The sequence below is a fragment of the Erwinia sp. LJJL01 genome, from assembly GCF_047300805.2.
GTDB lineage: Bacteria > Pseudomonadota > Gammaproteobacteria > Enterobacterales > Enterobacteriaceae > Erwinia > Erwinia aphidicola.
In genome coordinates this window covers 4,531,166-4,556,641 of the sequence record NZ_CP178576.1, presented here as the reverse complement: position 1 = coordinate 4,556,641, position 25,476 = coordinate 4,531,166, and the positions used below count along the sequence as shown (strand labels likewise).

Annotated in this window: 23 protein-coding genes; 8 read left to right on the top strand and 15 right to left on the bottom strand. The window is 59.5% G+C overall.

Going from position 1 to position 25,476, the window contains the following annotated elements; all coding sequences use genetic code 11:
• Positions 1-158: 158 nt before the first annotated feature.
• Together ispE and lolB are read right to left on the bottom strand one after the other, a co-directional pair.
• Positions 159-1,022 (bottom strand): 4-(cytidine 5'-diphospho)-2-C-methyl-D-erythritol kinase, encoded by an 864-nt coding sequence (gene ispE / locus ACLI4M_RS22285; protein ID WP_133623451.1) that lies wholly within the window; start codon positions 1,020-1,022, stop codon positions 159-161.
• Positions 1,019-1,645 carry a lipoprotein insertase outer membrane protein LolB gene (lolB, locus tag ACLI4M_RS22280; protein WP_048916262.1) on the bottom strand — a complete coding sequence of 209 codons (627 nt, stop codon included), beginning with the start codon at positions 1,643-1,645 and terminating at the stop codon, positions 1,019-1,021. Before lolB ends, ispE begins: the two co-directional genes overlap by 4 nt.
• 226 nt (positions 1,646-1,871) lie before the next feature.
• Here lolB and hemA point away from each other — a divergent pair, with 226 nt between their 5' ends.
• The 7 genes from hemA to ACLI4M_RS22245 all read left to right on the top strand — a co-directional run bounded on the left by hemA (position 1,872) and on the right by ACLI4M_RS22245 (position 7,707).
• Positions 1,872-3,128, top strand: coding sequence for a glutamyl-tRNA reductase (gene hemA, locus ACLI4M_RS22275; RefSeq protein WP_048916261.1), 1,257 nt, complete (start codon positions 1,872-1,874; stop codon positions 3,126-3,128).
• A 37-nt stretch (positions 3,129-3,165) separates the two neighbouring features.
• Positions 3,166-4,248, top strand: coding sequence for a peptide chain release factor 1 (gene prfA, locus ACLI4M_RS22270; protein WP_048916260.1), 1,083 nt, complete (start codon positions 3,166-3,168; stop codon positions 4,246-4,248).
• Positions 4,248-5,084, top strand: coding sequence for a peptide chain release factor N(5)-glutamine methyltransferase (gene prmC / locus ACLI4M_RS22265; RefSeq protein ID WP_133623452.1), 837 nt, complete (start codon positions 4,248-4,250; stop codon positions 5,082-5,084). The genes prfA and prmC overlap by 1 nt, the downstream gene beginning before the upstream one ends.
• 9 nt (positions 5,085-5,093) lie before the next feature.
• Positions 5,094-5,492, top strand: a complete 399-nt coding sequence (locus ACLI4M_RS22260) for a SirB2 family protein (RefSeq protein ID WP_133623453.1) — start codon at positions 5,094-5,096, stop codon at positions 5,490-5,492.
• Positions 5,489-6,298: an invasion regulator SirB1 gene (sirB1, locus tag ACLI4M_RS22255; protein WP_133623454.1), complete on the top strand. Its 810-nt coding sequence runs from the start codon at positions 5,489-5,491 to the stop codon at positions 6,296-6,298. Before ACLI4M_RS22260 ends, sirB1 begins: the two co-directional genes overlap by 4 nt.
• A gap of 28 nt (positions 6,299-6,326) precedes the next feature.
• Positions 6,327-7,181, top strand: coding sequence for a 3-deoxy-8-phosphooctulonate synthase (gene kdsA, locus ACLI4M_RS22250; RefSeq protein WP_133623455.1), 855 nt, complete (start codon positions 6,327-6,329; stop codon positions 7,179-7,181).
• 112 nt (positions 7,182-7,293) lie between these two features.
• A complete protein-coding gene (locus tag ACLI4M_RS22245; protein WP_133623456.1) occupies positions 7,294-7,707 on the top strand; it encodes an META domain-containing protein in 414 nt (137 codons plus the stop codon).
• A gap of 185 nt (positions 7,708-7,892) precedes the next feature.
• Here the strand turns inward: ACLI4M_RS22245 and chaA are convergent, their stop codons facing one another.
• From chaA to ACLI4M_RS22215, 6 genes are all read right to left on the bottom strand, one after another.
• Positions 7,893-8,984, bottom strand: a complete 1,092-nt coding sequence (gene chaA / locus ACLI4M_RS22240; protein WP_048916254.1) for a sodium-potassium/proton antiporter ChaA — start codon at positions 8,982-8,984, stop codon at positions 7,893-7,895.
• Positions 8,985-9,330: 346 nt separating this feature from the next.
• A complete protein-coding gene (locus ACLI4M_RS22235) occupies positions 9,331-10,347 on the bottom strand; it encodes a substrate-binding domain-containing protein (protein ID WP_133623457.1) in 1,017 nt (338 codons plus the stop codon).
• 28 nt (positions 10,348-10,375) lie between these two features.
• The gene (locus ACLI4M_RS22230) at positions 10,376-11,785 is read right to left on the bottom strand and encodes a sucrose-6-phosphate hydrolase (RefSeq protein WP_133623458.1); all 1,410 of its coding nucleotides are present in this window, start codon (positions 11,783-11,785) and stop codon (positions 10,376-10,378) included.
• Positions 11,782-13,155 (bottom strand): sucrose-specific PTS transporter subunit IIBC, encoded by a 1,374-nt coding sequence (locus ACLI4M_RS22225; protein ID WP_133623459.1) that lies wholly within the window; start codon positions 13,153-13,155, stop codon positions 11,782-11,784. The genes ACLI4M_RS22230 and ACLI4M_RS22225 overlap by 4 nt, the downstream gene beginning before the upstream one ends.
• A gap of 34 nt (positions 13,156-13,189) precedes the next feature.
• The gene (locus tag ACLI4M_RS22220; RefSeq protein ID WP_133623460.1) at positions 13,190-14,734 is read right to left on the bottom strand and encodes a carbohydrate porin; all 1,545 of its coding nucleotides are present in this window, start codon (positions 14,732-14,734) and stop codon (positions 13,190-13,192) included.
• Positions 14,735-14,864: 130 nt separating this feature from the next.
• On the bottom strand, positions 14,865-15,800 hold the full coding sequence (locus tag ACLI4M_RS22215) for an aminoimidazole riboside kinase (RefSeq protein WP_133623461.1): 936 nt from the start codon (positions 15,798-15,800) through the stop codon (positions 14,865-14,867).
• Positions 15,801-16,092: 292 nt separating this feature from the next.
• Between ACLI4M_RS22215 and ACLI4M_RS22210 the strand changes: the two genes are divergently transcribed.
• Entirely contained in the window at positions 16,093-16,770 is a 678-nt protein-coding gene (locus ACLI4M_RS22210) for a gamma-glutamylcyclotransferase (protein ID WP_048916248.1), read from the top strand.
• A 243-nt stretch (positions 16,771-17,013) separates the two neighbouring features.
• On the opposite strand, the gene ACLI4M_RS22205 is transcribed toward ACLI4M_RS22210, so the two are convergent.
• From ACLI4M_RS22205 to icmH, 7 genes are read right to left on the bottom strand one after another with little or no spacing between them, the layout of a single operon-like run.
• Positions 17,014-18,438 carry a serine/threonine protein kinase gene (locus ACLI4M_RS22205; protein WP_048916247.1) on the bottom strand — a complete coding sequence of 475 codons (1,425 nt, stop codon included), beginning with the start codon at positions 18,436-18,438 and terminating at the stop codon, positions 17,014-17,016.
• A gap of 34 nt (positions 18,439-18,472) precedes the next feature.
• A complete protein-coding gene (locus tag ACLI4M_RS22200) occupies positions 18,473-19,423 on the bottom strand; it encodes a hypothetical protein (RefSeq protein ID WP_048916246.1) in 951 nt (316 codons plus the stop codon).
• A gap of 14 nt (positions 19,424-19,437) precedes the next feature.
• Complete coding sequence (locus tag ACLI4M_RS22195; RefSeq protein WP_133623462.1) at positions 19,438-20,214, bottom strand: PP2C family protein-serine/threonine phosphatase; 777 nt, start codon at positions 20,212-20,214, stop codon at positions 19,438-19,440.
• A complete protein-coding gene (gene tagH / locus ACLI4M_RS22190) occupies positions 20,211-21,386 on the bottom strand; it encodes a type VI secretion system-associated FHA domain protein TagH (RefSeq protein ID WP_133623463.1) in 1,176 nt (391 codons plus the stop codon). Before tagH ends, ACLI4M_RS22195 begins: the two co-directional genes overlap by 4 nt.
• Positions 21,387-21,424: 38 nt before the next feature.
• Positions 21,425-22,123 carry a type VI secretion system-associated protein TagF gene (gene tagF / locus ACLI4M_RS22185; protein ID WP_133623464.1) on the bottom strand — a complete coding sequence of 233 codons (699 nt, stop codon included), beginning with the start codon at positions 22,121-22,123 and terminating at the stop codon, positions 21,425-21,427.
• A gap of 10 nt (positions 22,124-22,133) precedes the next feature.
• Positions 22,134-24,242, bottom strand: a complete 2,109-nt coding sequence (gene tssM, locus ACLI4M_RS22180; RefSeq protein WP_253539283.1) for a type VI secretion system membrane subunit TssM — start codon at positions 24,240-24,242, stop codon at positions 22,134-22,136.
• A 1-nt stretch (position 24,243) separates the two neighbouring features.
• Positions 24,244-25,467, bottom strand: coding sequence for a type IVB secretion system protein IcmH/DotU (icmH, locus tag ACLI4M_RS22175; RefSeq protein WP_133623466.1), 1,224 nt, complete (start codon positions 25,465-25,467; stop codon positions 24,244-24,246).
• Positions 25,468-25,476 lie beyond the last annotated feature (9 nt).

Here is a 25,476-nt window from a genome sequence, read left to right as displayed (position 1 = left end):
CTTGACGCCGTAGCGGCGTTGGCTGCGCGTCATCGCCCCGGTCACTTACCTGGGTAAGCTCCCGGGAACTCAAACACTTGCCGCCTTGCTACAACGCCAATTATTTGGGTTAAATAAGAGCAGTCGTGCAGCGTCTGGAACAGAGTGACACTGTCACATCAACTCAATTGCCCTGAAAGTCTGCGGTGTAGCGGCGAGATATTAACACCTCGCGCAACAAACCCCTGCAGATTTTTCGGGGCCAGCTCAAGCACCTGGCGGGCGGCGGACTCGGTGTCGAATTCTGCAAACACACAAGCACCCGTTCCAGTCAGGCGCGACGGCGCGTATTCTAGCAGCCAGGAAACAAGCTGTTCAACCTCGCGAAAACGATTTCTTACGACAGGTTCACAATCATTATGGAATTCGGTGCTTAATAACTGGCTGATTTCCCTTGCTGGCGTGTCGCGGGTCAGCTCCGGATCGTTGAAAACGAGCGGGGTGGCAATGCTCACCCCAGGGTGCATCACCAGATACCACTTCTCCGCCGGATTAACCGGGGTCAGCTGCTCACCCACACCTTCGGCAAAGGCAGCGAAGCCGTGAACAAACACCGGCACGTCGGCGCCAAGCTGAAGGCCAAGCTCTGCCAGCTGCCCCAGGCTCAGCCCGGTTTGCCACAGGTGGTTAAGCGCCACCAGCACCGTGGCGGCGTTTGAGGAACCGCCGCCCAAACCGCCACCCATCGGTAAGCGCTTCTCAATGGCAATTTTCGCCCCGGCAGCACCGGGCAGGGAGCCGAGAGCGGCCGCCCGCTCGCGCAGCAGCGCAGCGGCGCGCACAATCAGGTTCTGCGCATCCGGCACGCCCGCCACCGGCGTCAGCAGCGTAATCTCGCCGCTGTCGTCCACTTCAATGGTCAGCGTGTCGCCGTAGTCGAGAAACTGAAACAGCGTTTGCAGATTATGGTAGCCGTCGGCGCGGCGGCCAGTGATGTAGAGAAATAAATTCAGCTTTGCCGGGGCAGGCCAGGTTGTGATCATTTTACCGTCCAGCTGTCCATCTTCAGTTTGATGCGCTGGCTGCCTTCACGCAGTTCGAGATTGGATGGCAGCTGTGGGTTGAGCTTGCTGTCATAACCCTGGTAGGTCACGTGCCACTGCTTGCCGTCCTGGCTGTAGTTCAGTTCGCGCAGGCGGTACTGGTCGTCAAGCTGATAATCGGTGGCGTCGCCCGGCAGGCCGACCATCCACTGACGCAGGTTATCCAGCGGAATGCTCATACCGGTCAGCTGGGAGATCATCTTCGCGGCATCGTTACTGACGTAGCGCTTGCCCTTATTATCAACAATTTGTGCGGTCTGGCCCTGCTGGTCCAGCTGCAGCTCGGTGCTGCCGAGCGGATTGGTTAACAGCAGGCGATAGCGGTCTGGTGCGGTCTGCTGCCAGTTAAAGCGCGCATACACTTTTTGCCGATCGGAGAGGTAGGCGAACGCGCCACGAGTCTGATACTGGGTGATCTTTTCCACCGACTGCTGATGCTCACGCCACTGCGGCGTATCGGCGCTCTTGCCCGGCCCCTGTGGCTTGGTGGGCGTAACGCAGGCGGTTAACAGCAGGCTGGCAAGGGGGATAAGCCGCAGCAGGCGGCGGTTTGGCGATAGCATAATCAGGTCAGCTCCTCAGACGGGGTTCGGGCATACTTGCCGCAATCAACCGCTCACGCTAACCAGCTAACCGGGCCGCGTCAATGCTCAAATTGTCTCATTTGACCTGTTGTCGGTATAACTTGTTACAGGGATAGGTGAACCATCACTTTTATTGATCTCGCTCATCTTGTAGAATGCGCCTCACAAAACCCTGACAACTGTGGGATTAACCCAACCTCGCACCATGACGTTACTGGCACTCGGCATCAATCACAAAACGGCACCTGTGGCTCTGCGCGAACGCGTTACGTTCTCGCCGGACACGCTGGATCAGGCGCTTAACAGCCTGCTGGCACAGCCGCTGGTTCAGGGCGGCGTTGTGCTGTCTACCTGTAACCGTACCGAGTTGTACCTGAGCGTTGAGCAGCAGGAAAATCTGCAGGAGCAGCTGGTGTCGTGGCTGTGTGATTACCATCATCTGAGCGTTGAAGAGGTGCGTAAAAGCCTCTACTGGCACCAGGGTGACGAAGCGGTCAGTCATCTGATGCGCGTTGCCAGTGGCCTGGATTCGCTGGTGCTCGGTGAACCGCAGATTTTAGGCCAGGTGAAAAAAGCCTTTGCCGACTCCCAGCGCGGCCATTCGCTCTCCAGCGAACTGGAGCGCATGTTCCAGAAAACCTTCTCCGTCGCCAAACGCGTGCGCACCGAAACTGAAATCGGTGCCAGTGCGGTATCGGTCGCGTTTGCCGCCTGTACCCTGGCGCGCCAGATCTTCGAATCGCTGTCGACCGTCACCGTGCTGATGGTCGGGGCGGGCGAGACTATCGAGCTGGCCGCGCGCCATCTGCATCAGCACAAGGTGAAGAAGTTGATCATCGCTAACCGTACCCGCGAGCGTGCGCAGGTGCTGGCGGATGAAGTCGGGGCTGAGGTGATAGGCCTGGCGGAGATCGATTCACGGCTGGCAGAAGCCGACATTATCATCAGTTCAACCGCCAGCCCGCTGCCGATCATCGGCAAAGGGATGGTGGAGCGTGCGCTGAAGCAGCGCCGCAACCAGCCGATGCTGCTGGTGGATATTGCCGTACCGCGTGACGTGGAGCCGGAAGTGGGCAAGCTGCCGAACGCCTATCTGTACAGCGTGGATGACCTGCAGGCGATTATTGAAAGCAATATGGCTCAGCGCCAGGCGGCTGCGGTGCAGGCTGAAACCATCGTGGTACAGGAAAGCAGCGAGTTTATGTCCTGGCTGCGCGCGCAGAGCGCCGTTGAAACCATCCGCGACTACCGTTCGCAGGCAGAGCAGGTCAGGGAAGAGTTGCAGGCGCGGGCGCTTGCCGCACTGCAGCAGGGTGCAGACCCCGAAGCGGTGATGCGTGACCTGGCCCACAAACTGACCAACCGTCTGATCCACGCTCCAACCAAATCTCTTCAGCAGGCCGCCCGCGATGGCGATGGCGAACGCCTGCAAATTTTACGCGACAGCCTCGGGCTGGAATAGCGTTTAAACCTCTATTTTACAAGGTAAAACTACACGAATGAAGCCTTCTATTGTTGCCAAGCTGGAAGCCTTGCAGGAGCGCCACGAAGAAGTTGAGGCGATGCTGGGCGATGCTGGTGTGATTGCCGATCAGGAGCGTTTCCGCGCTTTATCCCGCGAATACGCCCAGCTGACCGACGTCAGTCAGTGCTTCCGTCAGTGGCAGCAAACCCAGGAAGACATTGAAACCGCCGAAATGATGCTGGATGACGCCGAAATGCGTGAGATGGCACAGGAAGAGCTAAAAGAGGCGCGTGCCGCCAGCGAAGCGCTGGAGCAGCAGCTGCAGGTGCTGCTGCTGCCGAAAGATCCGGATGATGAGCGTAACTGTTATCTGGAAATTCGTGCCGGAACCGGCGGTGACGAAGCGGCGATCTTTGCCGGCGATCTGTTCCGCATGTACAGCCGCTACGCTGAATCGCGCCGCTGGCGTGTCGAAGTGATGAGCGCCAACGAAGGCGAGCACGGCGGCTACAAAGAGGTGATTGCCAAAGTGATTGGCGAGGGTGCCTACGGGCGCCTGAAGTTTGAATCCGGCGGTCACCGCGTGCAGCGCGTGCCGGAAACCGAATCTCAGGGGCGTATCCACACCTCAGCCTGTACCGTGGCGGTGCTGCCGGAAGTACCGGAAGCGGAGCTGCCGGAGATTAATCCGTCCGACCTGAAAATTGATACCTTCCGTTCATCGGGCGCGGGTGGCCAGCACGTTAACACCACCGACTCGGCGATCCGTATTACCCACCTGCCAACCGGCATCGTGGTGGAGTGCCAGGACGAACGTTCCCAGCATAAAAACAAAGCCAAAGCGCTCGGCGTGCTCGGGTCCCGTATTCGCGCCGCCGAAATGGCGCGCCGGCAGGAGCAAGAGTCCTCGACCCGTCGCAACCTGCTCGGCAGCGGCGACCGTTCGGACCGTAACCGCACCTATAACTTCCCGCAGGGCCGCGTCACCGATCACCGTATCAACCTGACGATTTACCGTCTGGATGAAGCGATGGAAGGCAAGCTGGACGCGCTGATTGAGCCGATTGTGCAGGAATACCAGGCCGATCAGCTGGCTGCGCTTGCCGGGAACGAGTAGTGCAAATCCGTGTCTGGCTGCGAGCGGCGATAGCCCGTCTCAGCAGCAGCGAAAGCCCGAAACGCGACGCGGAGATCCTGCTGGCATGGGTGAGCGGTAAATCCCGCGCCTGGCTGATCGCTTTTGACGATGCGCAGTTGGATGACAGCCAGCTGGCCGCGCTGGAGATGCTGCTGGCGCGCCGCGCCGCCGGGGAGCCGGTGGCGTACCTTATCGGTGAACGTGAATTCTGGTCGCTGCCGCTCAGCGTGTCGCCCGACACCCTGATCCCGCGCCCGGACAGCGAAGTGCTGGTTGAGCAGGCGCTAAGCCGCCTGCCTGCAGACCCGTGCGCCATTCTTGACCTCGGCACCGGTACCGGCGCGATTGCGCTGGCGCTGGCCAGTGAACGCGCTGACTGCCAGGTGACCGGCGTTGACCGCATTGCGGCGGCAGTGGCGCTGGCAAAGCACAATGGCACGAAACTCAATCTGCCTAACGCCCGCTTCCTGCAAAGCGACTGGTTTTCAGCGCTGGACGCTCAGCGTTTCCAGCTGATCGTCAGTAACCCCCCCTATATCGATGCCGCCGACCACCATCTGTCGCAGGGCGATGTGCGCTTTGAGCCCGCCAGCGCGCTGGTGGCTGACGATCAGGGCCTGGCCGATATCAAAATTATTGCCTGCTGCGCCGGGAAGTATCTGGCGGATAACGGCTGGCTGCTGCTGGAACATGGCTGGCAGCAGGGTGAAGCGGTGCGGCAAATCCTGCGTGAGAACAGCTTCTGTCAGGTGGAAACCTGTCAGGATTATGGCGGCAACGACCGCGTAACGCTCGGGCAGATAACGCGTAATTAAGGAGCTTTTATGGCCGCATGGTACCTTCCACTTAAAAATTTTCATCTGTTGACCGTCGCCATCACCGCCGCGCTGTTTCTGCTGCGCTTTTACTGGTTGCAGACCGGTTCAGCCATGCTGCAGCGCCGCTGGGTGCGTATTGTGCCGCATCTCAACGACACGCTTTTGCTGCTCTCTGGCGTGCTGCTGGTCACTATTACCCACTTTTACCCGTTTACACCGCAGGGCAACTGGCTGACTGAGAAGCTGTTTGGCGTTATCATCTATATCGCGCTGGGCGCTATTGCCCTGGGACGACGTCCGCGCGCGCAAAAAGTACGCTGGATAGCGTTCATTGTGGCGTTAATCGCCCTTGTGGCCATCGTTCAGTTAGCCACCACTAAAATGCCATTGCTGGGGTTTGTATGACGTCCATCGCTGATTTTGATTTTACCGCCGCGCCGCTGAGTGAGGCGGTGATCGCTGCGTCGCTGGCGATACGCAGCGACTTTCCGGCTGAAGACGTCAGAAAGCAGTTGTCGGCACTGGTTGCCGAAGCACGCGCAGAGATCGCGCCCGAACTGGCCGCCGACTTACAGGTTGAGCAGCTGATCGCGCTGTTCTGGGGCCGCTGGGGTTTTGGTGGCGCAAGCGGCGTTTATCGCCTGTCGGATACGCTGTGGCTGGATAATGTTTTACGTACCCGCCAGGGCACCGCGGTGTCGCTGGGGGTGATTTTTCTGCATATTGCAGGCAAGCTCGATCTGCCGCTGTTCCCGGTGATCTTCCCGACGCAGCTGATCCTGCGCGCCGAGTGGATCGATCAGGATATGTGGCTGATCAACCCGTTTGATGGCGAAACCCTGGATGAGCACCAGCTGGAAGTGTGGCTGAAGGGCAACATCGGGCCGATTGCCGAACTGTATGATGACGATTTACAGGAAGCCGAGCCGCTGGCGGTCCTGCGCAAAATGCTCGACACGCTGAAATCCTCCCTGATGGATGAGAAGCAGATGGAAATGGCGCTGCACGTCAGCCAGGTGCTGGTGCAGATGGATCCGGAGGACCCGTATGAGATCCGCGACCGCGGGCTGATTTTCGCCCAGCTGGAGTGTGGACACGTGGCGTTGAACGATTTGACCTACTTTGTTGAGCAGTGCCCGGAAGATCCGGTCAGCGAAATGATTAAGGTGCAGATCCACTCTATCGAGCAAAAACAGATTACCCTTCACTAAACGCAGTGAACTCTATAAAGGCGAAGACATGAATCAGAAAGTGGTAAGCATTGGCGACATTAACGTCGCAAACGACCTGCCGTTCGTGCTGTTTGGCGGGATGAACGTGCTGGAATCGCGCGACCTGGCGATGCGTATCTGTGAGCATTACGTCACCGTAACCCAGAAGCTGGGTATTCCCTACGTGTTCAAAGCCTCGTTTGATAAAGCCAACCGCTCATCCATCCACTCTTACCGTGGCCCGGGCCTCGAAGAGGGGATGAAAATCTTCCAGGAAATTAAGCAGGCGTTCGGCGTGAAAATCATCACCGACGTGCACGAAGCCAGCCAGGCACAGACCGTGGCCGACGTGGTTGACGTGATCCAGCTGCCCGCCTTCCTTGCCCGCCAGACCGATCTGGTGGAAGCGATGGCGAAAACCGGCGCGGTAATCAACGTCAAGAAGCCGCAGTTTGTCAGCCCTGGCCAGATGGGTAACATCGTGGATAAGTTTGCTGAAGGCGGCAACGATAAAGTGATCCTGTGCGATCGCGGTGCCAACTTCGGTTATGACAACCTGGTGGTCGACATGCTGGGCTTCAACGTGATGAAGCAGGTATCGAACAACAGCCCGGTGATCTTCGACGTGACGCATGCGCTGCAGTGCCGTGACCCGATGGGTGCCGCGTCCAGCGGTCGTCGCGGTCAGGTTTCTGAACTGGCACGCGCCGGCATGGCCGTTGGCATTGCCGGCCTGTTTATCGAAGCGCACCCGGACCCGGCGAACGCCAAGTGCGATGGCCCGTCCGCGCTGCCGCTCGACAAGCTGGAGCCGTTCCTCAAGCAGATGAAAGCGATTGATGACCTGGTGAAAAGCTTCCCTGAACTCGATACCAGCAACTAAACTTCCTTTCTCCTGCGGGCCAGATATTCTGGCCCGCTCTTTATCCGCGCCCTGCGCCGTTATTTCCTGCTTACTCAGTTGTTAACATGGATTGCCAATCTAAGGAGTCATAATGAAAAAAGTCACTTTACTGTTACTGGGTGCTGTCGCGCTGAGCGGCTGCAGCCACAGCAACACCAGCCCGACGGATGCCAGCCAGCTGGCGAATCGTCAGTTTGTGCTCAGCGCGGTGGACGGCCAGGCTGTCGTGCCGCATGAGGGCATCCGGCCGGGGATCGGTTTTAGTGAAGGGCTGAAGGTGAGCGGGGTGATGTGCAACCGTTTCTTCGGTCAGGGCAAAGTAGAGCAGGGACGACTGAGCGTGCCGCAGCTGGCCTCCACGCGCATGCTGTGCAGCAATGCCGATCTGAACAAGTGGGAGCAGACGCTGACGCAGATGTTGATGAATGGCGCTGAGGTGAAGGTGGATGAGCAGTCGCTGACGCTGACCGGCAGCGGCCATACTTTGCAGTATCAGGCGCAATAAAATCAAAGGGCTGACCCGAAAAATGGTCAGCCCTTTTACTTGTAGGGGGCGACCATTTTTTCCGGTCGCCCCGTGCCGATGATTAGCACTAATCGTGATGAAGGCCATTTTTTCCGGTCGCCCCGTGCCGATGATTAGCACCCATCGTAATGAAGGCCATTTTTTCCGGTCGCCCGGTGCCGATTTTACAGCATCACCGTCATCAGATAAGCGATAAACAAGGCCAGATGCGCCGCGCCGTTTAGCACGTTGGTGCGCCCGGTAGAGAACGATATCTGGCACAGCAGCAGGGCGGAAATCATCACCACCATCTGCGGCGGCTCCAGCCCGAAGATCAGCTGCTGCCCGGTCAGCGTGGCGATAATCGTCACCGCCGGCACCGTCAGTGAGATGGTCGCCAGCACGGAGCCGAAGAACAGGTTCATCGCGCGCTGTACCTGATTGGCCAGCACCGCTTTAATCGCGCCCAACCCTTCAGGAGACAGGATCAACAGTGCCACCAGGAAGCCGGTAAACTGCTCCGGTGCGTTGAGCTCGGTCAGCAGTGACTCCAGCGTATTGGCATTCATTTTGGTCACGGCAATCACCGCCACCAGATGCACAATCAGCCATAGGGTGTGCCTGAGGCTGGAGTGCGCCGAGGGCTTACCGTGGTGCGGATCGTCACCGTCATCTTCGTGCTCATAGACAAACAGACTCTGGTGCGTTTTGGTCTGGATCAGCAGGAACACGCCGTACATCGCCGCAGAAATGGCCGAAACCAGCAGCGCCTGACCGATGGTAAAGTTGCCGCCGGGCAGGGCATTCGGCAGTACCAGCACGATCATCCCCAGCGGGAAAATCGCAATCAGATACTGTTTAACCCCCGCCAGATTGACATACTGGGTGGCAAACTTGTTGCCGCCGAGCAGCAGCGCAAAGCCCACCAGGCCGCAGGTAACAATCATAATGATCGAATAGAGCGTGTCGCGCATCAGCGCGGGCGCGGCGTCGCCGGTGGCCATCAGCGCGGAGATCAGGCTGACTTCAAGGATCACCACGGAGAGGCTGAGGATCAGGGAACCATAGGGCTCGCCCAGGCGGTGGGCTAATACGTCGGCATGACGTACCACGCTGAAGGCGCTGCTGAGGATGGCGATCAGCGCAATCAGGTTGATGCCAATGACCAGAGGAAATGATGCGGTGTTGCCCCAAAACCATAAAATGGTCAGTGCGGCGATGGGAAAGATGAGGGAATACTCGGTGTGACGGGTTTTACTGCTCTCGTGCGCACTCATAGGCAAACGCTCCTTAACCTTATCCTGTTGGCCTGAAATCGGCAAACCACACCGCAGGCCCATTAAACATAGTCTGACAATATGAAAGACAAGTGGCGAAAGTGTAACCTTTTTTCGCCGCTTTTGGCAGAAATTTACGCTATTTTACGGGGTTTTATGAATAACGGGCTATAACAGCTATTTATTGCACTTATGTAGCTATCTTAATGAAAAACTGGGGTCTTTATTGTCCGGAAGTAATTAATTAAGCCATAATGGACGGAAAATGATGGCGCTATGATGCAAAAACGCAGGCTGCAGATAAAAAGTCTGGGGAGTGGCTCTATTTTACAGCCATCCCCAAGGGCTACTTGGCTGTCGCACGGCGCCAGATTAACCGTGCGGGTAACCAGCGCTGAGTCTCTTCCGGTATCTGCTCATCGACAAGTCGGGTGACCATCTCGAAGCAGTTCCATGCCAGCAGGCGTTCATCCTGCTCAACGGTATCAATGCGTACGCAGAGCGCGTCATACAGATAGTGGTCGTCAAAGCTGCACAGGTGCATCGGCGTATTCAGCAGGCCGTGCTGGCTGAGGTAACGCAGGACACCTTCCTGCAGGCCACAGGCGGCGCAAAATAGCGCCTGCGGCACCCGCCCAAGCCGCGCGTAGAGCTCGGCAAACATTTCATAGCCGGAGCTGGCGTGATAGTGACCGTGCATGATCCACTGCGGATTTAGCGTTAACCCGGCACGCTCCAGCCCGAGACGGTAGCCCGCCAGACGATCGCGCGTCGGTGAAATTCGCGGCTGTCCGCCAAAGAAATAGAGTTCGTCATAGCCTTCGCGCGCCACGGCTTCGACCAGCGTGGCGGTGGGGCCGGTGGCATCGGTGATCACCAGAGGAAGGGTGGAGTCGCCAAGATGGCGGTCAAACAGCACCACGGGCAGCTGCTGATTAATCTTCTGATATTCAGCATCATTGAGCATGCTGGAAGCCACAATCAGCCCGTCAACCTGGCGCTGGATCAAATTATTCACCGCCAGCGTCTCCTGGCTGGCATTTTCCGCGGTGCAGGCGATAAGCAGCTGCAGGCCAGCATCGCGGCACAGCATTTCCAGTTCATGAGAGAAACGGGCAAAGCCGTGGTTGGTCATTTCTGGCACCACCAGCCCGAGGGTATGGCTGCGGCTGGAGTTTAATGCGCGGGCATGGATGCTTGGCTGGTAATGCTGCTGGCGGGCGATCTCCATCACCCGGCTGCGGGTTCCTTCCGCGACGCGCAGCTCCTTTCCCCGGCCATTAAGAACCAGGCTGGCAGTAGATTTGGACACGCCTGCCAGCCGGGCAATATCGTTAATCGTGATACGTTTGTTTTTATTCACAGTGGCTTAGGTGTGATGGCTCATCGCCTTATTCTATCACGCATTGCCGTAACCTCCAGTGATGCAGGGCGATCTGCGCGCCGCCGCTAAAATGCAGCCGCGGCTGCGGGCCGGGAAAGTAGCGAGCCGACATCACCGCTTCACCTTGGTTAATAAAGATCTCAACGCTGGAGCGGTCGCAAAGAATACGCAGACTGTGGACGCTGCCCAGCCACTGCCGCTGCTCCGCTTCACCGCTGCGCAGATTGTTGCGGTGCAGCCAGATGCCGCCTGGCTCAACCACCAGCTGCAGCGTATCGGCGAAGTTAGCCCTAAAGCTGCCGTTAAAGGTCAGTTCCAGCTCTGCGCTGTCGATCGCCAGCAGCGGAAGTTCGTCAGCGCGGGCGTTTAGCGTTACCTGCTGCTGGCGAAGCTGCTGCAGCTCGCGCGCTGGCTGCTGGTAAATGCGCTCAGATCGCAGCGTCAGTTCACGTGGGCAGGTCATGGTGTGCATCCAGCCGTAGGCTTTGGTCGGCTGGTAAAACTCATCCTCGTCGGGTATGCCCATCCAGCCGATCAGCAGGCGGCGTCCGTCGTCACTCAGGCAGGTTTGAGGGGCATAAAACTCAAAGCCCAGGTCCAGCTCATGAAACTCACCGTGGCTGAACTGATGATGGTCATAATCGAGCGTGCCGCAGAAATAGCCGCTCTGGAAGGTATTCAGATACCGCCCGTCTGCCGCCGGCAGCCCCTGCGGGCAGACCAGCAGTACGCTGTGCTCACCAAGTGTGAACAGGTCCGGGCACTCCCACATGTAGCCAAAATCACCAAGGCCGTTGAGCTGGCTACCGGCGATTTCACCCAGCAGCGTCCACTGATGCAGGTCCGGCGAGCGCAGCAGCAGTACCTTACCCTGTAGATTGAGGTCCTGAGCGCCGAGAACCATGTACCACTGCTCAGCATGCTGCCAGACTTTTGGGTCGCGCACGTGGCCGGTATAACCGGCTGGCAAAGCAACTACCGGCCCCAGCTTGGTATAGTCACCCGCTGCATTACGGGTAGCGAGACACTGCCAGGCCGTACGTTGACCGTCGTCAAACTTTACGTTGCCGGTATAGATCAGGGTCAGTTCGCCCTGATTGTCCACCGCGCTGCCAGAATAGCAGCCGTGACTTTCATACTCTTCCGACGGCGCCAGCGCCAGGGGTTCATGGCGCCAGTTGACCAGGTCAGCCGAGCTCCACTGGCCCCAGAACTTGGCCCCGTGCGCGCAGGCGAGTGGGTTCCACTGGTAGCAGAGCACATAGCGCTGGTTGAACTGAATAAACCCGTTGGGGTCATTCATCAGCCCCACCGGTGGCGCAAGATGCCAGGCAGGGCGGTGAGGGTCTTCAGCGACGCCAGGCTGTCCGCGCAGGACAGCCAGCAGGGCCTGTTTTACCCGCTGGGCTTCACTCATGCTTTTGCCTCGAATTTAATTTTGAACAGCAGTGAGAGCACAAACGCAGTGCCAAATGCGATAGCCATACCAATAAGATAATTGAGCATCGAGCTGGCCTGCACAATCGCCAGGCCTGGCAGGGCCGTCAGGCCGACGGCGGTCATATTGACGTGCATCGTCACCACCCAGGCGCCACCGATTGCACCGCCCACCAGCCCGGCGATAAAGGGTTTAATGTAGCGCAGATTTACGCCAAACAGAGCGGCTTCGGTGATCCCCAGCATGGCGGAAAACGCCGAGGGCAGCACCACGCTGCGCACCTTAACATCCCGGGTTTTAAACCAGACAGCCAGGCAGGCACCGCCCTGAGCAATATTGGCCATCGACCAGATTGGCAGCAGGAAGTTAACGCCAATTGCGGGGTTGCCCAACAGACCGGCTTCAACCGCGTGGAAACTGTGATGGATGCCGGTGATGACAATCACGGAATACAATCCGCCAAACAGCAGTCCGGCCAGCCAGCCGGCGTGGGCAATCAGCGTGCTGAGCACCAGCGAGATACCATCACCCAGCGCGCGTCCGGCGGGGCCGATAATCAACAGGGCGACAAAGCCAGAAATAATCACCGTCAGGAACGGGGTGAGGATAATATCCAACGCATCCGGGATCGCACGCCGCAGGCGTTTCTCGCAGTGGCTCATAAACCATACCGCCAGCAGCACCGGGAACACCGTTCCCTGATAGCCGATCATCGCAATCTCCAGACCGAAGAAATTCATGGTGTGGAAACCGCTGGCGACGCCCCAGGCATTGGTCAGCGCCGGGTGGGTGAGAATGCCACCCAGCGTGGCGCCAAGGTAAGGATTGCCACCAAATTCACGCGCGGCGGTAAAGCCGATCAGGATCGGCAGAATAATAAAGGCGGCAGAGCTGCACATATCCAGCATGATAAATAGCGCGCTGTCGGGATTCACCCAGCCGTAGGTCTTGACCATGCCGAGCAGGCCCATCAGCAGGCCGGATGCGACGATAGCCGGAATGATCGGCACGAAGATATTCGACAGTACCCGTGCAATGCGCTGCAGCGGATTGAGTTTTTTAGCGGCGATATCGGCCGCTTCGCTTTTGCTCGATTCGCTAATTCCTGCTTCACGGACGAAGGCGGCATGCACTTTATTAACCAGGCCGCTGCCGAAGATAATTTGCATCTGCCCGGCGTTGCGGAAGCAGCCTTTGACACCTTCCAGGGCTTCAATGTCCTCTTTCTGTACCTTATTGTCATCGACCATTACCAGACGCAGGCGTGTCGCGCAGTGGGCTGCGCTGGCAATATTTTCCCGTCCGCCAAGCAGCGGCAGGAGCGCCCTGGCTGTTTTATCAATATCCATTCTTTCACCTTTTGCTTATCGTTTTTTATGTGTATCAGAACCAGGTTTCCATCTGAACGCCGAAGTTCCACTCTCCGCCCGCGCTGAAGCCACTGCTGCCGAAGGTGTCATCGCTGGCGTAGCGATCGAGCGAGCTGTTCCAGTCCATCCAGCTGGCAAAGAAGCGGATCTCCGGCCGGGTGAAGAAATCGCCGATATCCGCCACTTTAAAGGTCGGGGCGACGGTCAGCTTCCAGAAGCTGCCGGAAACGGCCTGACGATCTCTGTACCCCTGCGCATCGAGGTCCATATACTGATAACTTCCCTCATACGCCAGGGCGAAATTCTGGTTTATCGCCTGGATCAGGCGGGCATTGAGCGTCGCCCAGCGGTAGTGGTCCCCGGCGGCATAGCGGTCGCTGCTGGTTTGTGCCAGCAGTGCCGGAGCAAAGCTCCATGTTTTGTTCAGCGGGGTGACGCCATAACTGGCCAGGCGCCAGGTTTCTGCCTGCTGCGTCAGGTTGCCATCGGAGCCAATCCCTTTCACTTCCGCACCCAGCCCATGACCATACAGCAGCGCAGTTTTAGCGCTGCCGCTGCGCAGGCCCCAGAAACTGTCATTGTGCAGAGCCAGCATCGCGTGGATGCCGCTGTCGCCTGCCCGATCGTTATCGCGACTGCGGTTAACCCGCTGGTCGTTATCTTTGGCGCGCAGGCCGCTGACCATCAGCTGGAACGGACCGGCAAAATGGTTGCTGGTGACAATGTAGTTTTGGATAGTGTTATCAATGGTTTCAATATCACCAAAGTTACGCCCGTAGAGTGAAAAGTTACTTTTTAGCCCCTCGTTCCACTGCACGTCATAGATCCCGCCGCCGGTCCCCGCGAGGAACACCACGTCAGAATCGAGCCAGTGGATATCAAAGTTGTCGCGGTCAAAGCGTTTTCCCGCCCACAGGGTACTGTTATCAAACACCCCGCTGAAGGTCGGTAGGTTGCCCAGCTCAACAAATGCCTGGCGGATGTTCAGTTCACTGGTGCTGCCGGTCCAGTCGTTGTAATCCCGCTGCCCGTCGGCCAGCATCGCTTTAAATCGCGTGGTAGCGCCGTTGGCCAACTGTTGCTTGTGCTCAAGATTCAGTTCGACGTAGGTGTTGTTTTCGTTGCCGAGACGGCCGACCGCGCCGCCCGTCTCACCGGCGGGCGTCAGGTAAGGGCCGCTCTGCGTACCCGCAGCTGAATCATTCATGATCAGGCCGGAGCGGGCGTAGCCATGAAACTCAAAACCTTCACTGAGCGCGGCGGCGCTGGCCGCCACGTTCGTTGCGGGTTGTTCAGCCGGGGTGGGCGCTGCAGCGCTGTCCGTCTGTCGGGCAGTGGCGAGCGGTGCCTGAGTACGGGCTTGCAGATGTGCAACCTGCTGTTCGGCAGCGGTGGCGCGTGTTTCAGCATCGGCGGCGCGGCTTTCAGCCTGCTGCAGGCGCTGCTCCATGGCCACCAGACGTGCTTCAAGGCTGTCGAGGGTCGGTGCGGCGTAGCCCAGTGTTGGAGTGGAAAGGGCGATGCCAATAGCGATCGCCAGAGTGCCAGGTTTAATCATGAATAAGATATCCCAGAGTGATTATTTTGTATTTTGCTAAACCGGTTCGATGCGAAGCGTAAGCGAAATGAATCAGGCTGTTCAATCAGATTTGCTAACCCGGTTTAGGAAGTGTGACCGGGTTGGCAATTTAACCTGCTAAGGTGGTGAAACGGAGAAGTTCGTCTGCGTAAGGCAGGGCGGTCATGGCACCTTTAGCCGTGGTGGCGGCGGCACCGCTATGCTGGGCCTGCTGAATGGCCTTCTCCAGCTGCTGGGGGGCCAGCGGATTGGCTTCACGCGCAAGCGCAGCCAGCAGTCCGGCGACAAAGGCATCGCCTGCGCCGGTGGTATCGACCACGCTGACGTGCGGCGCGGGATAGTGCTGCTGGCGCTGCGATTGCCAGACCGTGACTCCCTCGCTACCGCGCGTTACCAGCAGCAGCGCGGGCTGGTAATCGGCAGTAAACTGCTTAATGCCAGGCTCAATCTCGCGGCAGCCGGTCAGCGTAAATAACTCATCCTCGGACAGCTTGATGATATCCGCAAGAGCAAATGCCTGAGCCAGAAGGGCGTTCATCTCATTGGCGTCTGACCAGAGATCGCTGCGCAGGTTAGGGTCAAAACTGACCCAGCCTCCGGCCTGTTTCACCGCCTGCATCGCCCGTAAAGCGGCACTGCGCGACGGTTCGGCGCTCAGCGCAATGGAGCACAGGTGAAGACCTTCATGCGCCTGAAAGACGGGAAGCCGGTCGGGGGTCAGGAACAGATCGGCAGCGGGGCGCACCATAAAGGTGAAGTGGCGCTCACCCTCTGCATCCAGTGAAACCAGTACCGTTGATGTGCGCTGCCCGGCAGCGGGGTACATATATTGCGCATCCACCCCCTCCGCGCGCAGCGTCTGCTGCAGGAACGTGCCGAATGGGTCGTCTCCCACGCAGCCAATGAATGCGCTGTTGCCACCCAGACGGGCGATACCGACGGCAACATTCGCCGGTGCGCCGCCGGGGCACTGCAGCAGCCGTCCTTCCTCTTCCGGCAGCAGGTCAATGACCGCATCACCCAGAACCCAGACTCTTTTTTGCATGTTGATTATCCTTAAATGGTTTCGACTGAAAGCTAAACTGGTTTAGCAAAAAAATCAAAAGTTCTTTTTACTTCCCGTGCCGCTTTTTTTCCGCTCACCATAAATATTTCCGGCCTGCTGCCGATCGCTTAAGTGAAACTTTTTTTCTTTTGTGATTAGGTTCAAACTTGATTGCAGTCGCATAAATGCATAAGGTCGTTAAAAGCGTTCAGTTTTTTTGCTGAAAACGCGCATTTTCCAGGGATAGCAGTGATAACAGCGCGGATTCAGGGCAGTGGCGTGGGAGGTGGCAATGTTAACAAGAGATTTCTTATTAAAAGCAGACTGTAAAACCGCCTTTGGTGATATTGAGGAGTCGCTGCTGTGGACCAGTGAGCAGCGTGCCGCGTCCCTTGCGGCAACGCTGGCCTGTCGTCCCGATCACAGCCCGGTGTGGATTTTTGGCTACGGCTCGCTCATGTGGAACCCGGTGTTTGAAGCGGATGAAGTAGCTGCGGGCACGCTGCAGGGCTGGCACCGGGCGTTCTGCCTGCGCCTGACCGCCGGACGCGGGACAGCGGTTCAGCCGGGACGCATGCTGGCGCTGAAAGAGGGCGGCGAGACCACCGGGCTGGCTTTCTGCCTGCCCGAAGCCAAACTGCACGAGGAACTCGAGCTGCTGTGGAAGCGCGAGATGGTCACCGGCTGCTATCTGCCCACCTGGTGTGACCTGGCGCTGGACGATGGCCGCACCGTGACGGCGCTGGTGTTTGTTATGGATCCGCGCCACGCCCTGTACGAAGCCGACTCCTGCCCGAAGACTATCGCGCCGCTGATCGCGCAGGCCAAAGGACCGCTCGGCACCAATGCCCAGTATCTGTTCTCGCTTGAGCAGGAGCTGAAACGGCGCGGGATGTATGACGATTGTCTGACCGACCTGGTGCAGCGCGTGCGCGAGCTGCAGCAGTGCCATAACGGGATGGTGGGATAAATAGCGCATGACGGGTCGACCAGAAAAGCGGTCGACCCCGCTAAAGGCCGGAGCTGTCTTGTAGGGGCGGACCCTCTTTTTCGGTCCGCCCGGCAAACGACATTACTGGTCGGGATTGGCATGACGGGTCGACCAGAAACGCGGTCGACCCCTACAAAGGCTGGATGTCGGGTCGACCCCGACAAAGGCCGGAGTGATCGCGTAGGGGCGGACCCTCTTTTTCGGTCCGCCCGGCAAACGACATTACTGGCCGGGATTAATCAGCCAGGTTCCCGCGCGGTCAATCTTCAGCCGCTGGCTGTGCACGCTGCTGGCGCTGCGCACTTCCAGATGATAATCCCCGGCGGCGAGGTTGAGCGAGGCATAGCCGCTGTTATTCGGCTTCACTTCCATCACATTACCATTCAGCAGTAGCGACTCCCCGGCGTTGAGCTTGAGATACACCGTTGCCATCGCCGGTGCGCTGGCCGCTGCGTTGTTGGCTGGCGTGCTGACGGGCGGCTGGCTGCTGCTGGCTGCCGCTGCCGGCTGCTTTTGCGGGGTGCTATCGTTAGCGTTGAGGCCCCAGACCAGCGCCGCCACGGCCACCACGGCCAGTAAACTCAGCAGCATCAGCGGGCGCGACAGCCGCTTTGCCACGCGTGGCGTCATCACCGGCACCGCCGCTCCGGCAGTGGGGTTCACCGCCAGCACCACCGGTTCAGGCTCCGGCAGCGGTTCCTGCTCTTCCAGCGGCTGGGCGACGTTGTTGACCAGCTCCGCCACTTCACTCACCGGCAGGTCGATCAGCGCAGCGAGTTCATCAATCGACTGCGGGCGCTGCCGTGGGTCCATCGCCAGCGCACGGTCAATGGCATGCAGCAGCGGCAGTGAGAAACCTTCCGGTAACAGCGTGCTCAGCGGCTGGTAATGATCTTCAATACAGCGCACCACGCTCACCGGCGGCGGGCTGCCGGTCACCAGGGTATGCAGTACCGCGCCCAGCGCGTAGATATCCGTCCACGGCCCCTGGTCGCTGTCGCCCTCTTCGCTGTACTGCTCAATCGGCGCATAGCCGGGTTTGAGCATAATTTCGGTTTCATCGGAAAGATTACCAATCTCTTTACGCGCCGATCCGAAGTCCAGCAGCACCGGCAGCTGGTTCTCCTGGATCTGGATATTATCCAGTGAGATATCGCGGTGCAGGTAGCCAGCGCGATGAATGGTGTTGATTGCGCCAAACAGCGGCGGTAACAGCTGGCGGATCCACGCTTCGTTAACCGTCTGCGGGCTGGTCTGCTGCCACTCCTTCAGCGTCATGCCGCTGTAGAACAGCGTCCCCATATAGGCCGTCCCGTTCTCCTCCCAGAAGCGCAGCACGTGCAGCAGCCCAGGGTGGTTAAAGCGGGCCAGCAGTCGAGCTTCCTGAATAAAGCTGTTCAGCCCGGCGCTGAACAGCTTCTGGTAGCGTTCACCGCGCAGGGTAATGGCCAGCTGGTCGCTGCGGCTGGCCAGTGAGATCGGCATATACTCTTTGATGGCAATGGTGCGCTCCAGCAGGTGATCCCAGGCGCGATAGACAATGCCAAAACCCCCACCGCCAATCACTTCCTTAATTTCAAACTCGTTAAACCGGTAGCCAGCCGGAAGGGCATTGGGCACGTTTTTTTGCTGTTCGTTTGCCGACATCGTCGAGCTCTCCTGGCGCATATTGGGCTTAAGGTTAATTAACGGTACGCCAGGCGCCAATCGCCGGGTCGGCCAGGTCGGCGTGCAGGTCATCCACCAACAGCACATTGACTTTCACCCCGGTGTCGATCACGTCGGACCAGGTTTTACGCACGGCATCCACCCGTGCTTTCAGCGCGGCGCTGTCACCGGCCTGCGCTCTGTCCATTTTCACCAGCAGCGCACCGTCAAACGACCAGGCGTGCAGGGGGTTATTGAAAGGCAGCACCAGCCAGCTATCGGCGGCATCGGCACGCGTCACCACCAGGCGCTGGTTATTGACCGCCACGACATCTAAAGCGTCTGGTTTTGGGTGCAGATGCAGCAGCGGGTATCCCTGGTAGAAATTAACCTGCAGCGCCTCACTCTTACCGTCGCGTGCCAGCGTCAGGGTGCTGTGGCCCTCCAGCCAGCCTTCGGTGGAGCAGGTCATACTTTTCTCATCCGGGATAAACAGCGACTGGCCGTTATCATCCCACCAGGTGCGAAAATGGCAGCCGCCGGGCAGATCAAAATGCTGCAACGGCTCGCCATTTGCCGGCTGTGACAGGTCGAGCGGTGCGGCATTGCTGGCGGTGGCGGTGGCGGTCGAGTCGGCGGTGACAATCGGGCGCCAGCCCTGTTCTTTGGCCGCGGTGCCGGCGGCCAGCACCGTACCGTCGTTATTGGTCATCTGCCACGGCAGCTCCAGCAGCTTACCGCACTGGTTCTGCAGCAGGTTGCCCACGCGGGGCAGGAAGCTGGTCAGCACGCCGGATTCGGTGCTCTTGCCTGAGACGATACGCAGGTTGAGCGTCTCCTGACACCAGGCCGCAGGCGTGTTGCTGGCAACATTATCGATAAAGACTTCCAGCGCGAGGCTGGGGGAGTAGACCACCCGATAATCTGCCGCCTGGACATTGGCGGCTAACAACAGTGTCACAGCAGCTGGCAACCAAAATTTCATAGCATTCCTTGGTATTAATCGCGTGGCGGGAGAAAACGAGCCGAATCCGCCATCGAAAAGAGTAATGTGGTTTCCTGCGGCGAGCCAACCCAGACGGCGACGGCGCTCAGGTTATCGGTTTTTGCGCTGCGATCGATGGCTTTCTGCATCAGCGCCAGCCACTCCTGCGGTGAATTCACCATGCGCAGCGCCTGCTCCATTTCACCCGGCGTGAGGTTGCTCCAGAAACCGTCGGTGCAGACCAAAAATGCATCCCCATCTTCCAGCGGCAGCACTTCGCTGTAGCCGTGGGGATGTGAGACATCTGCGCCGAGCGCATTATAAAGTAAATTACTGTTAATTCCGGTATTTTCATAGCCAGCATCCTGCAGCTGCTGGGCCAGACTATGGTCACGGGTAACGGCATGGATCAGACCCCGGCGGAAGTGATAAACCCGGCTGTCACCGGCGTGTACCCACCAGGCCTGCAGCGCATCGCGGTCGATAAACAGCGCCGCCAGCGTGGTGCTCATCTGGCTGTAATTCAGATTATTCCGCTGCGCCGCGCGTATCGCCTGCTCGGTATTTTCGACCAGGGTGGCGGTATTTTGTGGCTGAAGCGGCGTGTCGCCGTCCAGCTGAGCCAGCAGCGTGTCGCGCGCGATGCGGGCCGCCAGCTCGCCGCCCGTGTTGCCCGCCACGCCATCACAGACCATAAAACAGGCATGGTGGTCGCCTAACAGGGCTCCCGTGGTGTCCTGATTGCTCACGCGCGCGCCGATCTGCGAGGTGCTGGAAAAATTGATATTCATACGTCTTCCGGTCGGGTTTGTGAGTCTTTGTACTGATTCACTTCCATGTCGTAGGCCTGCAGGAACGCTTCTCCAAACAGGGTGTGGAAATCATCCTCAATTTCGCCCGAGGTGTTTTGATAGTGGCGCATGAAGTAGTCCCACAGCTGGGCCTTCTTTGCGCTGCTGAGGGCGAAACGCGGCATCACGCCGTCGCGCCTGGCGTGCTCCTCCAGCCGCTGCGGATTAAACGACTGCAGCATGGCGGCGATGATGGCGCGGATCCCGGCAATCATCCCCAGCTGGTGGGCCTGCAGGTCGACCAGCGCATCGCGCACCGCCTGTTCCGGCTGCATAAAGCCGGGCATCTGGCTCTGGTAAATCTGCATCAGCACGGTTTTACCGGACGGCAGGATCTTAAACGGGTTATTGGCCTCGTTGAGGATCATGGTCATCTCCGCCTTCACCCCGCGTTTGAGGATCGAGCGGGAGGAGAGCAGCGCCACCGTGCCCTGGGAAAACAGGCTCAGCATCCGTCCGGTGGTGCGCATCTGATCTTCCGTCAGCGGGGTTTTATCCAGCGTGGTATCCAGCCCCATCCCCTCCAGCAGCGCGGCCATCAGGCGCTGCTCACGGTTGCCCTGCGCGGCTGCGCCTGACTCCACCGGCGGAGCGTCGTGTGCCACCGGGTCAATGCCGAGGCGACCCACGGCCTGACGCTGCGCGCGCAGCTCCTGCTCTTCGGCACTCAGTCCGTCCTGCACCGGCAGCGGGCTGCTGGCCAGCGGCTGCATCGCCAGCAGTTGGTCATTGCCCGCGCCATCATCCTCAAACAGCGACAGCGGGTCATCAAACGCCGGCGTAGCGTCCGGCTGAGCGGCGCGCAGCGGGTCGCTGACGCCAATCTGGTATGAGCCAATCGACAGCGTATCGCCGTGGTCGAGCATCACCTGGCTGCCGCGCGTCAGTTCGCTGCCGTTGTGGATCACGGCGATCACGCTGCCCTGATTGGTCAGGCGACAGTCGCCGTTGGCGGCAACATGGACCAGTGCCTGCAGGCGGGAAATCGCCCGATCGGGGTCGGGCAACACCAGGTCATTATCGACGCTGCGGCCAATGGTGCCGCCAGGTGGCACAAAATCACAGGTGGCTACCGGAGCCTCAGCCTGATTCTGCAAAATGGTCAATCGCATGCGCGTTTCCTGCACTGAGGCCCCAGGGCCAAATGACTCTATTCAAACATCGGTGGATAGAGCCCATGACGGCCCGGCTGCGCAGCGGCAGCCGGATGAAAGAGTTGTGAAAAGAGCTGTGCGGTCAGATTGCCGCTGTGTTTATGGCTGGCCAGAGGGTAGCCGTCGCTCTGATTGGTCCACCAGTAGCTGGTGTACTGTAACGGATCAAAGCGCGTTGCCACCTCGCGCCAGTCCAGCGTGCAGGGCAGATCCTGATAACCAATCACGTCCATAATATCGGAGCGCCCGGTGTCAGGCAGCGACAGCGGAGCAATGCCGCACAGCGCCTGCTCCAGCCACTCTGCAGTATGCCGCTGCTGCACCGCCTGAACCATGGTGGAGCCCACTTCCTGAAACCAGTCACCGGAGATCGCCAGCTGTGCCGGGTGCCAGTACTTCATCGGCACGCTTTGCAACACCAGCAGCGGCCAGGCGCGCCCGACGCGGTCGCGTGACGGCATCAGGCAGCCCAGCTGCACCCGCTGCACCCCAAGCGTGGCGGGCAGGGCAAAATTCCATACCGGCGCCTGGCTGAACAGATCGCTGGCACCATCGTGATGGTGATGCCAGTGGATCAGCCCGAGCTGAAACCAGTTGGACCAGCTGTTAATCACTGCTTCCGGCATCCGGTGCTGCAAAAAATCGCCAGCAGTCGGCAATTTGCCATACCATCCCAGGTCATTATTGGCTGCCATAGTGATGACCTTATTTGTGCAATGCGGCAGTTTGGCCGCTAACGGGCTTCAGCACCGCCAGCGGCTCGTCAGCATCACCCTGATGCCCGGCATTCTCCAGATTAAGCGACAGCTTCTTCATCATCAGCGCATTGTCGCGCAGATAAGGAGAACTGAGGATCTGGCGGTCAAGCAGCTGGCTGAGGTGCCAGTCCAGCTGCTGCAGCTGGCGCGTGGTGACGCTGGGCGGCAGGCTGCGCTGTAAATTCTGCATCACCCAGCCGCGTAAAAACTTACCGTCATAGCTGCGCGGCTGGTAGAGCATTTGATAAGCGCGCAGGGCATTACGGCTGAACTCGGCATCTTCGCCGTTGTCGCTGCGCAGCGTCTGGGTAATCGTCTGGGCGACACGCGGTAACAGCAGCGACTTCAGCGCGCCCTGATACAGTCCCCATGCGGCATCGCTAATCTGGTCGCCGCGATACAGCCCACCGCGCAGGGTGAGCGGCGGCTTATCCAGCGCGAACGCCTGACTCTGCGGCAGGGAGACCAGGCTGTTTAAGAAGGGTAGCAGATCCAGCATATCCCCGTGATTATCCTGCGTCAGCCGCGTGGCCGCTTGGTTGACGGCAGGCAGGCGGGTGGCGACTTCCTGCAAATAGTGCTGGTTCTTATAGTAGCTGGTCAGCCAGAGCGCCGAAGCGGCCAGCAGCGCAACCGCCAGCGTGCTGTAGCCGGTCCAGTGCAGCAGGCGGTTGCGGTGCTCCCAGCGGCGGTCGCTGCCGGCCAGGCGGCTCTCTTTAAATACCACATCGCTAAGCAGCCCGCGGATAAAGAAGCTCTGACCCTTGTTGGCCGGGATCGGCGCGCTGCGGTTGACGCTGTCCCAGCTGGCAATCGACTGGCCCTGAGCCTGCGGCAGCTGCAGCTTGCGCGACAGTTCGCCCATCACGCGGTCGAACGGCAAGCCTTCCTGGGTTCCGCTGGTAAAGAACAGTCCGCGCGCCGACCAGGGAACCTCGTCATTGTCCGGGGTAAAGACGATATCGAGATATTCGGCCAGCAGCGGGCGCAGGGCGCGAAACTCCTGCGGGAACTGGAAGCATTCGGCGCGCAGCGTCAGGTCACCTTCCTGCGCCATTTTGCCGCTCAGGTCGCTCATCAGCCGCGCATTGAGCTGGCTGAACTGCTGTTCGAAAAGCGCATTCAGGCGGTGCTCGCTCTGGCGGCTGGCCTCCCACGGGAAGGTAAAGCCCCAGATGCGATCGCGCTGGCTCTTCTCCAGCCGCGCAAAGTAGCTCATAAAGCCTTTCAGCAGGTCGGTTTTGGTCACCATGATATACACCGGGAAGTGGATCCCGGTTTGCTGATGCAGCTCCGCCATACGCTTGCGCAGGGCGCTGGCCTGGGCGTGACGCACCTCTGCCGAGTCGCTCAACAGGTCGGCGACGCTGATGGTCATGATTACGCCGTTGATCGGCTGGCGCGGCCGGTAGCGCTTCAGCAGGGTGATAAAGGTCTGCCACTCGCTGGCATCGCGCACGCGCTGGCTCTCCTGCAGGGTGTAGCGCCCGGCGGTGTCCAGCAGCACGGCGCGGTCGGTAAACCACCAGTCGCAGTGGCGCGTGCCGCCCACGCCGCGCAGCGCGGTTTTACCCAGCGCGTCGCTGAGGGGAAACTCCAGCCCGGAGTTGATCAGCGCGGTGGTCTTACCGGCACCGGGTGCGCCGACAATCAGATACCACGGGAGCTGATAAAGGTACTGGGCGCTGAAGCGCTGGAACCCTTTATCGCGCTTGCCGAACTGGGTTTTCTTCAGCAGCAGCGCGGCTTCGCTAAAGCGGTTATCAAGCATTTCGCCCGTGGCCTGCAGCTCCGCATGGTCGCTGTTGCTGAGCTGCAGGCGGGTCAGCAGCTTGCTGTTGAACCAGGCGCGGTAGAGCTGTGGGATCAGCTGGAACAGCACCCAAAGGAAATAGCACAGGCCAATCAGCAGCTGGCGATTCAGCGGGCTTTCCAGCGCCTGGAAGCGGGTAAAGGTCAGCAGCGGGCCGACCATCCAGATCAGGGCAGAAAGCGCGGTAATCCCCAGCAGGCCCCATAGCAGGCGGCTGGAAAGCCATGAGAAAAAGGTTTTCAACTTAGTTTTTCCCCGTAGTTGGGCTGCTGTCATCGCTATCCGGAGCAGCAAACAGGGTGATTTCGACACGGCGGTTCTGCGCCCGATTTTCCGGGCTGTCGTTAGGCAGCAGCGCACCGCTGTCCCCGCGCCCCTGAGCACGTATGCTGATCCCCTGCTGGGCGATCATCTGCGCCATCATGGTGCTGATGGCGCGAGCCTGGGCGGTAGAGTATTCGTAGTTTGAGGGGAAGCGGCTGGAGCGAATATGCCGATCGTCGGTGAACACGCTGACGACAATCGTGCCTTTACCTGACTCCATCGCCGTGGCGACGCGGGCCACCAGCGCCCGGCCTTCCGGCGACAGGACGGTAGCAGGCGAGCTAAACAGGCGATCGGCGGCGATAATCACTTTGCTGCCGTTGGCGCTGTCGGTGACGTCGAGCTGGCGATCGGCAATCAGATCGCTCAGGCGCTGGCGCAGGTCAATCAGCGCCTGCGGAGCGGCACCGCGCTGACCGGCCACCACTTTTGGCAGCGGTACCTGCCAGATAGCGCGCAGCAGCGGCTCGGCGGCGTTACCCAGCCGCCAGTTAAGACCGGAGAAGATCAGGCAGGCGATAAACGCCGCAATGGTGGTGCAGGCCCACAGCGGCACCGGCGGGCGCCACAGCGCATTGTGCTGCGCGCCCTCAGCCACCTGCAGCGGTGGCAGCGGGGCGGTGCCGCGCACGTCGGCGATCAGCTGCGCCAGCCGGGTGCGAACGGCATCACGCTGCAGGCGACCATTATCCATGCCGCGATAGCGCCCCTCGTATCCCAGCAGTAAGCAGTAGTGGATCAATTCAAGCAGCCAGAGATGCTGCGCCGGGTTTTGCGAAATCCGCGCCAGCAGCTGGAAAACTTTCTCGCCGCCCCAGCTCTCATTATGGAAAGTGACCAGCAGGCCGCTGCCGGACCAGACGCCACGGCTGCCCCAGGGCGTTTGCGCCGCGGCTTCATCCAGCACCGCACACAGGCAGTAGCGGGCGCCGATGATCATCTCGAACGGCATGGCTGCCTGCTTGCAGCGGCTCTCGAACTGGCGCATTTCGTCGATCAGCTGATGGCGCAGACCGGCGGGGTCGTCATGCGTGGCCGCCAGGCGGATTTGCACGATGGCATTCAGCAGCGGTGACGCTGCTGTAATCAGGGGATTGTCTGTGCTGACCGGAGTGGCTGGGTCAGCGGGAAGTTCCAACGTCATCAGAATTTG